5 protein-coding genes are annotated in these 8,953 nt (G+C 49.6%); 2 read left to right on the plus strand and 3 right to left on the minus strand.

What is annotated here, in order from left to right; genetic code table 11:
• Positions 1-5 precede the first annotated feature (5 nt).
• Together DXD68_RS19165 and DXD68_RS19170 are read right to left on the minus strand one after the other, a co-directional pair.
• Positions 6-3,188: a SusC/RagA family TonB-linked outer membrane protein gene (locus tag DXD68_RS19165; RefSeq protein WP_122363088.1), complete on the minus strand. Its 3,183-nt coding sequence runs from the start codon at positions 3,186-3,188 to the stop codon at positions 6-8.
• Between the two features lie 102 nt (positions 3,189-3,290).
• Positions 3,291-3,827 carry a hypothetical protein gene (locus DXD68_RS19170; RefSeq protein ID WP_122363089.1) on the minus strand — a complete coding sequence of 179 codons (537 nt, stop codon included), beginning with the start codon at positions 3,825-3,827 and terminating at the stop codon, positions 3,291-3,293.
• 441 nt (positions 3,828-4,268) lie between these two features.
• On the opposite strand from DXD68_RS19170, the gene DXD68_RS24345 reads away from it, so the two are divergent.
• Both DXD68_RS24345 and DXD68_RS19185 read left to right on the plus strand, forming a co-directional pair.
• Entirely contained in the window at positions 4,269-4,415 is a 147-nt protein-coding gene (locus DXD68_RS24345; RefSeq protein ID WP_167369474.1) for a hypothetical protein, read from the plus strand.
• Between the two features lie 47 nt (positions 4,416-4,462).
• Positions 4,463-4,771, plus strand: a complete 309-nt coding sequence (locus DXD68_RS19185; RefSeq protein WP_233577234.1) for a DUF6169 family protein — start codon at positions 4,463-4,465, stop codon at positions 4,769-4,771.
• Positions 4,772-4,827: 56 nt separating this feature from the next.
• On the opposite strand, the gene DXD68_RS19190 is transcribed toward DXD68_RS19185, so the two are convergent.
• Positions 4,828-8,850, minus strand: coding sequence for a GLUG motif-containing protein (locus tag DXD68_RS19190; RefSeq protein WP_122363091.1), 4,023 nt, complete (start codon positions 8,848-8,850; stop codon positions 4,828-4,830).
• Between the last annotated feature and the right edge of the window lie 103 nt (positions 8,851-8,953).

The raw sequence follows: 8,953 nt of genomic DNA on the forward strand, positions 1-8,953 counted from the left end.
TAAGATTATAATTTGATGGTTGCACTGATACCGATATAACGGGCGGAAGGGTCCTGCAGGTCCGAGTCGCTGGCACCGAAGTCCGGATCGAGGTAAGGCGTTTTCTTCCAGACTGCCAGGTTGTTGCCGAACAGGGTCAGATCCAGTCCTTTGATTACATTCGACTCGAAGAGGTTCTTCAGGTCGTAAGACACAGCCACACGGCGCAGCTTCAGGTAAGAGCGGTTGAAAGTGTTGGCGAACAACTCGTTTTCGCTGGTACGGACCACGGCACGATACGGATAGTTCTGTGCCCAGGTCTGGATATTGACAGCCGTTTCATTCTTCTTGTACACGCGGGTATCTGTCAGGATATTCCCGTTCACGTCATAGGTAACCTCACCGCTGACGATGTTTACGCCTTCCGGCACATAGATCGCCTTGCCGCCGTTCTCATATTCTTCCTGACGGTACATGGTCGACTTCGGATGTTTTCCGCCCCACCACATCTTCTGGGTGGTAGTCGACACCAATGTGCCGCCTATCGCGCCGTCTATATCGATGTTGACGGTAAACTTTTTGATCTTAAACGTATTCTGAAGTCCGTAGCGAACGTCGGGCGACTGGTTACCGATATGGGTGGTAAATGCGCTCTTGGTCGGCATGCCGTTGGCATCCAGGATCAGCTGACCGTCCGGGGTCTTTTCCCATTCGGTAGCGTACATGGCATCCGCCCGGTCGCCCACTTTCAGGTCACCGAATTTTTCCTGACCGCCGTAAATCTTGGTCAGCTTGCGGATGTTGCTGCTCCAGTTGGTCGACACATTCCAGGTGAAGTGCTTGTTCTGTACAGGTGTGGCGTTCACGATCAGCTCGAAGCCGTTCGTCGTATATTCATTGCCGTTTACAAAGCGGTAAGGGAAACCGGATGCCTCGGAGATAGGCAGTTTGATGATACTGTTCTCATCGAGCATACGGTAGTAAGTCAGATCCAATCCCAGGCGGTTATGCAGGAATGAGGTAGACATACCGACTTCAAAGGAAGAGGTCTTCTGAGGCAGGATATCCGGATTCACCAGGGCTGTCACCGTTCCGGAACCGGAAGGATCGGTCACGGCATTCGGATAGGTCACCGAAGGCGTACTGCCATAGAGGATACCTTTTGCGTAGGTTGCCTGCAAGGCGTACGGATCGAGGTCGCTGGATACTTGTGCCCAGGCAGCATTGACCTTCAGATAATCCATCCACGAAGGCAGCTTCACATATTCGTTCACCAGCGTACTGGCGGAAACAGAGGGATAGAAATAAGAATTGTTGGCAGCCGAAAGCGTAGACGACCAGTCGTTACGTCCGGTGAAGGTCAGGAAGAGCGCTTCGAACAGGTCGATGTTCACGGAGCCGTAGGCGCTCTCGATTGCCTTCTCGTTCATCAGGTTGGTCGCACTGACCGGGTTCAGACTGTTTCCCATATTATATACTTTCGGGACGATCAGTCCGTCGGTAGCCTGCGTTTCCTTACGTATCTGACGGTAATAGAGAGAAGTTCCGAGATTGGCCGTAAAGGCGAAATCCTTGCTGACGGCATGGGTATATGTAGCCAAAGCATCGGCATTAATATCCAGCTGATCGGTGTTCCAAGTCTTATAATCACCGTTACGCGAATCGCCGTAGTTCATATACGACTTCGGGCTCTTCATATCTTCAAACGTACTTTCCAGGCGACCGGCGGCACGTCCCTGCAGGGTCAGTCCGGGCAATACGTCCCAGTTGAGTTTCACCTGGCCGTTTACGGTGTTGCGGTCGTGTTTCTGTGTCAGCTCGTTGGTTGCGAAATAGGGGTTGTTATACCAGGCATAGTTATAGTTTGCCTGACGGGTTCCTTCCGAGTCCGGACGGTACAGATGCTGTGACAGTTCCTTTCCGTTCACGTCGTTACCCATCCACAACAGGATCGTGTACATGTGATTCTTAGGGCCGTAGCCGTAGCGGGGATAGTTGGGCGAATAGACCTTATTATATGAGAGGTTGGAAGAAAGCGTCACGCTATTGCTCAGATTGAACATACTATTGAAGTTCAGACCGCCCGTATAGATGGAGGTGTTCGGAACCTGTCCGCGTTGTTTGGAGAAATCGCCGTTGAAGTTGTAATTGGCTTTCTTAGTCTTGTTTGCCACGGAGAAGGTCGCTTTGGTGATGACACCCGTACGAAGGAAATCCTTCAAGTTGTCGTGTGCCTCCCAGGTGATCGGAACGCGTTCGTAGCGTGTACGGTCGTCGTAGATAGAGCCGGAGACATCGCCCCACCAGGGGATCACTTCACCCGTTTGCTTGTCGCGGATCGGGCTGTTCCACTGGGCGATCTTCTGCCCTTCAAAACGGGGTCCCCAGGTCATATCGCCATCGGAGATACCGCCGTCGGCACCGTCCCAAAACTCATACTGTCCGTTCGAACCGGAACCGAACTCCGTCTGTGTTTCAGGAAATACGGTGAAACCGGCTGTTACCATGCTGGATATGCCGGCTGTTACCACCAGACCTTCTTCTTTCGCCAGCCTGGTAGTTATCAGAATGGCACCGTCCTTACCACGCGAGCCGTACAGGGCTGCTGCTGCCGTACCTTTCAGTACGTTGATGCTTTCGATATTCTCCGGAGAGACATCGAACAGGTCGGATTCCACGGGAATACCGTCTACAACCATCAGCGGTGTCTTGCCGCGCAGGGAGAAGCTCGGTGCCTGGAAAAGTCCGGTCGGATTGTTTACGGTCAGACCGGCTACCTGTCCGGAAAGAGCGTTACCCACATTTACCGTACCCGGCTGTTCCAGCGCTTCCGTACTTACTTGCTGGGTGGTGTAGCCCAGTTTCTTTTTCTGTTGTTTGATACCGATGGCGGTTACCACCACCTCGTCGATCAGCTTGACGTCGTCGGACATTTCTACATTGATCACTTTCAGTTCTCCTACCGGACGTTCTATCGTCTCGTATCCGACAAAGGAGAAAACCAGTGTCGCGTTCCTGGGCGCTTCAAGCTCATAGTGACCGTCTATATCGGTTACTGTGCCGACAGTGGAGTTTTTGACTACTACGGCTGCACCGATCACCGGACCTAATTTATCCGTTACCGTACCGGTCACTTTCACCGACTGGGCAAACGCCAGCGAGGTACAAAGCAGAAGCCCGCAAAGCATTAAGTAAAATTTGTTCTTCATATCCAAATGAATTAATTAAGACATACAAAGTCCCAGGGCAGGAAACAGACCTGCCCTATAACTTTATTTATCAATAAAACGTATTAGGGGAAAGAGGAGGAATTAATAGAGGTTCTTCAGTTTGACGTTGTCGAAGATAGCCAACAGGCGGGATGAATCTTTCTTGTTACCTTGAAGGGCTTCCTCAAAAGTAATCGTGTCGGAGTCGATGGCGGCCAAAGCAATCTTCAATACGTTGGCAAATTCGTCTGCCGCAGCTTCTTTCGTCAGCTTATTACTTTTCACATCCTTATTCAACTGTTTTTCGATGGAACGGACGGCATTGTAGATACCCGGCTTACGAATCACCGTACGACGGGCAGGATCGCCCGGAACGACTTCTTCCTTCACTACATACATATCCATAAATGCACTGTACAGGCATCCGACCTCTTTGCCGAACTTATGGTTGTTCGCATTGGCAAGTTCTTCCGCAGTAGGCTCCTGAACGGTGGAATAAAATTCCCATGTTTCGGCAGGAATAGCTTCCACATTGGTCTTGTCTGTCTTGTCATTATCGCCATCGGCAACAGTCGCAGCACGCAGCAGGGAGAATGAAGCTCCTAATAAAACAACTAATAACACTAAACTTTTTTTCATAACTCTTTTCTTTTGCTATTAAATTATGCTGCAAAAGTAAAGGCACGGTATTACAAAGGAGATACAAAGGGGTTAAGTTGCGTTTATCTTTATGTTACAAGGAAAGCAATCGCTCTACGGCTTCGATAAAAGCGGTTGCTTTGGGTAATAATTCGTCTATTTCTTCTGCGCTGGAATAAACAAAGTCGTCATAATAAAATTCCTTCATTAACGACATTCACATAAAAAGGAGTCTTAAACGGTCGATTCCGCCATTGTTTTTGGGTGTAGACCAATGGGCTGATACTAATGTGTTCTGCCAATTCCAAATCGTATAAAGGATAAGTGATGGATGTGATGTCGTTGTACGACAAAACAAAATATTCGTTCCTCTTCTTTTTCAGGAGCAACTCTTTTGTTTTGTGCAAAAGAGTTCCTACCTTTGTAGAAAAATCAAGCCTAATGAAGAAGAACGTAAAAACAAAAGAGCAAATAAATATCTTTCAGCGTATGCTGGAGGATAAACGAGCTATACGTCAATGCATTCAGACAGGCGGTAACCTGAAAGAATTAGCCAAAGCCCGTGGAATCAAATTTGCAACCCCCTAGCTTTCCATTCGGTTTATACTTTCAATATCGAGCCGGAAAGTGAGTCTATGCACCCCATAGATAACAGAATAGCTATTACCGTTGTTTCCATTTTACAGAAATTCTTTTCTCGCAATGAAAATGCAATGATAATGGTATGCGATAATTGCGATGGAAAAGAGGTGAAGCGTGAGAAGCTTTTCTCCCGTTGGTTCTCACGGTATAACGACGGGAATATCAGAAAGTATGATGGTTCCTCAGCATGTGAAGATTATACGTTATATGTCTCCTTATATATCCACAAACAAAACAGAAACGAGCAACAGCTCGTCTCTGCTTTCTATGATCTGGTAAATAATAACTTATACCCGATATAACCGCCCTCTCTATGCCTTCCCGGATAAAGGGCGGGCAGACCCCGCCCCTACGGTGGTTATCGAACGATAACCACCTCGCTATGCCTTCCTACTACCACCAGGTAGCTGCCTTCCCTCAGGCCGCTGAAGCGCGTCGTGCCTTCCGATTCGCTGCGACGGAGGCATTGGCCGGATAACGCATAGATGGCTATCGGGAGCCTCGTCGGGGTGTCGATCACGATAGAGCCTCCACGTTCCGTACGGATACGGATACCGGCTACGGCGATCTCTTCGTTGCCCACGGGGTGAAGCGCACGGAACCAGGCGTAGGCCTCGGTGTCTTCACGCAGACGGAAGGTCAGCGGCGAACGGCGGCTGCCGTCCATCCACTCGACGAAGGCGCGATGCCTGTCGCTCACGGCCGTGAGCGTCAGCTCCGTGCCGAAGGGGTAACGGAGCGCGTCGGATGAAGGGGAAGACGAAGCGGGCGTAACTGCGATGCCCACGCCGCTGCGATAGAGGTCGTCGCCCTCGAAGAGGCTGTCGGCGGGAAGTGTCAGGGTGTAGGTGCCGTAGCCGCTCACTTCGCCGATACGGATGTCGCAATCGTCGTCGTAGACATAGACGCGGTAGTTGCCTCGCGTGTCGGGTCTGAGCGTGTTCCACCAATAGCCGTCGACGGTGACGGTCGGATACTCGCCTGTGCCTGCCGGGTCGATCTCGATGGAGAAATCGATGTAGCTGCCTTCGCGCACCTGATGCGTACCGCCGCCGTGGATGATGGCTCCCGTTATTTCGCTGGGGATCGTGACGGTGTAGTAGACAGGTTCAGGGTCGGGAGTTGGGTCAGGCGCTGGGGCTGGCTTCACTTCTTTGAAAGTAGCCGTGACGGTCACGGCCTCACCCGGCATTTCAAAAGTACGTTCGTTGCCGGAACCGGAAACATTCGTACCAGTCACATTCAGTGTTTCCAGCTCGTAGTCTTCATCAGGGGTGACCGTTAGGGTGACAATCTCGCCTTTAGAGGCTATTGTCTTATCAGTTTTAACTGTACCATTAGTAATACCAGCATCAATCGTGATCTCATAGCCTTTTTTTGTTGTAACAGCCACCTCGGAGGACAAAGAAGCAAAGCTGCTTTCCGTAGCCTTGATACGGGCATAGAAGGTGTATGTTTCGCTATGAGTAAGATCGCCAAAGGTTGGACTTGACTGCCAAGTGATTGTAGGAGACTCATCAGTATTCTCTTTCCCATATTCAATATCCCTACCTTCTATATCTGTAGTAGCTTTCAACGTAATGCTGGTTGCAGTTGTCTTGCCCTCATCCGCCGAAAGTGTCGGTGTTGCCGGGCGTGAAAGGGCGATGACATCGCTGATTTTATCTTTATCAACAGTCTTATTGCGAACATAGATAGTAGAATTGTCATTCCAAGTAATTTTACCTGACAGCAATGGATTAAACGATAAGTCTGTTGCCACTTCGTAACCTGTGTTATCTTTCACTTCCTCATTTTCGAAGTCTATCGCATCCGCTACCTCCACAGGCACCAACTCCACCGTTGGCAGCTCGCAACCCTCGAAGTATGGCAAAGTGAGAGTACCGCTTTCATAATTAGCGGAACCTGTCCAAAGATCCCCAACCAACTTCCCATCCATCACCTCAGCCAACTCTTTAGCCGTCTTCGGGGCAGCATTCTCATTACCACTATCGGTGTCATCACCAATCCCGTTCGTTGCCGTTCCGGCAAGGTAGAAGCAGTCGGTGATTTGGCCGTATTCTCCGTTATTGCCACACACGCCACCGACTTGGGCAGACTCTACCCCCTCTACCGAACCGACATTATAACAATTGGAGATCTTCGAGCCTACTCTTGCGTCATCGTTCTTACCACACACGCCGCCGACTAAAGCAGCTGTTCCCTCTACCGAACCAATATTATAGCTATTGGAGATAAAACCGTTGCTAGAGCCACACACGCCGCCGACCTTGGCTTTGTTTCCACCCGTTACCGAACCGGTATTATAGCTATTGGAGATTGAAATTGAGCTTGAGCTAGAGTTATAGCCACACACGCCGCCGACAGAGATATTGTCTCCACCCTCTACCGAACCGGTATTATAGCTATTGGAGATAGAGCCGACGCTATGGCCACACACGCCACCCACAAAGGCTGGGGATTGTGTTCCCTCTACCGAACCGGCATTATAGCTACTCAATATCGAGCCTTCGCTAGAGCCACACACGCCACCGACAGTGGCTTGCTCTCCCGTCCCCGTCACATAACTATCCACCACCCCGACATTCTCTATCTTACCGCCTTTGCCAAGATAACCGAACAGGCCTAGATTAGCACCATCGTTATTATCATTAATATAAACCCCCGACACCGTGTTACCATTCCCATCAAAGATTCCTTGAAAACGGTTCGTCTTGTTCCCTATCGGCGTCCAATGATCCTGCAGATCAGGTGGCGTGCCATTATCCAACGTATACCCCGACACCGCAATATCCTGCATCAACTTGCCATTGAGCTTAGCATTTCCAATATTCACCTTCCCTGCAAACCAGCGCAATTCCTCTGCTAAAGAGATAAGATAAACGCCACCCTCAAATTGCGGTACCTGTGAAAGGGTGGGGAAGGTTATATCTTTATCATTTGCTGTGGCTTCACCTATCCAGGGAGTATTTGGATCTAGTACCAAGCCTTTATCCACTGCGATGACAAACTCCGCAGGGTCTGCAGATGTAGCCTTGCCAGTGTCATTATCCTCATTCCCAATCCCTTTATCCGGTTCCACCGTTCCGGCAAGGTAGAAGCAGTCGGTAATTGTACCGTAGTTCTCGTTCTTACCACACACGCCGCCGACAGAGGCATCGCTTTTACCCGTTACTGAACCGGCATTATAGCTATTGGAGATCGTGCCCAAAGGGTTATGGCCACACACGCCGCCGACTAGGGCAGACCCTCCACCTTCTACCGAACCGACATTATAGCTATTGGAAATCATCCCAGAGTTAAAGCCGTTGTTCATGCCACACACGCCGCCGACTTTAGCATTATCTCCTCCCTTTACCGAACCGACATTATAGCTATTGGAGATCTCGCCAAAATAGTTATGGCCACACACGCCGCCGACTAGGGCATAGTCTCCACCCTCTACCGAACCGACATTATAGCTATTAAAAATCTCGGCACTAAAGTTCTCGGAATCAGAGTTCTCGCCACACACGCCACCGACAGAGGCTTCCCCTGTCCCCTTTACCGAACCGGTATTATGGCTATTGAAGATCTTGCCCTCATAGTTCTCGCCACACACGCCGCCGACAAAGGCCAACTCTCCACCCTCTACCGAACCGGCATTATAGCTATTGGAGATCTCGCCATAATAGCTATAGCCACACACGCCGCCGACAGAGGGCCCATTTACTGTCTCATTTCCTGTCCCCTTTACAGAACCGGTATTATGGCTATTGAAGATCGCGCCACGACTGCTATAGCCACACACGCCGCCGACAGCGACATCATGTCTTGTCCCCTCTACCGAACCAGCATTATAACTATTGGAGATCGTGCCACCAGAGTTCTTGCCACACACGCCACCGACATTGGCTTGTATCCCTGTCCCCCTCACATAGCTTTCCTCCACCCCAACATTCTTTATTACACCACCTTCGCCAAGACAACCGAACAGGCCTAGATAACCGCTATCGCCACTATATTCAATATAAACCCCCGACACCTTGTAGCCATTCCCATCAAAGGTTCCTTTAAAAGATTTGTCATAGTAGTCCCCTATCGGCGTCCAATCCTCAAGCTTGGATCCATCGCCTTGCAAATCCCCTTCTTTATCCAACACATTCTCATTAAGAACAATATTATTTTGCAATATCACCGTCTTGCCTGCAAAATCGTTCCCATCATTCACCAACTTCGCCAATCCAGCCAGTTCCGCTGCGGTAGAAATATGATAGACATTTTCATCGCCCTTGATTGGTTTCAGGCTCTCATCCACCTCTCCATTCCACACTCCATCTTGCCCCCAAACGGCGCAAACCATCATCACCAATATATTCAATACAAGTATCAGTTTTCTCATTTTATGCTATTCGTTTTATCGTTTCATTTTATAGTTTCAATGGCCTAAAGGGCAGGAACTAGTCTTTAAAGGACTATGATAATTACTGTTTCTTTATGGAGAA

The organism is Parabacteroides sp. TM07-1AC (assembly GCF_003480915.1).
GTDB lineage: Bacteria > Bacteroidota > Bacteroidia > Bacteroidales > Tannerellaceae > Parabacteroides > Parabacteroides chongii.

Excerpts from the sequence above, each read along its gene's own strand:
- DXD68_RS19165 (WP_122363088.1), bottom strand. The coding sequence starts at position 3,188 with ATGAAGAACAAATTTTACTTAATGCTTTGCGGGCTTCTGCTTTGTACC.
- DXD68_RS19170 (WP_122363089.1), bottom strand. The coding sequence starts at position 3,827 with ATGAAAAAAAGTTTAGTGTTATTAGTTGTTTTATTAGGAGCTTCATTC.
- DXD68_RS24345 (WP_167369474.1), top strand. The coding sequence starts at position 4,269 with ATGAAGAAGAACGTAAAAACAAAAGAGCAAATAAATATCTTTCAGCGT.
- DXD68_RS19185 (WP_233577234.1), top strand. The coding sequence starts at position 4,463 with ATGCACCCCATAGATAACAGAATAGCTATTACCGTTGTTTCCATTTTA.
- DXD68_RS19190 (WP_122363091.1), bottom strand. The coding sequence starts at position 8,850 with ATGAGAAAACTGATACTTGTATTGAATATATTGGTGATGATGGTTTGC.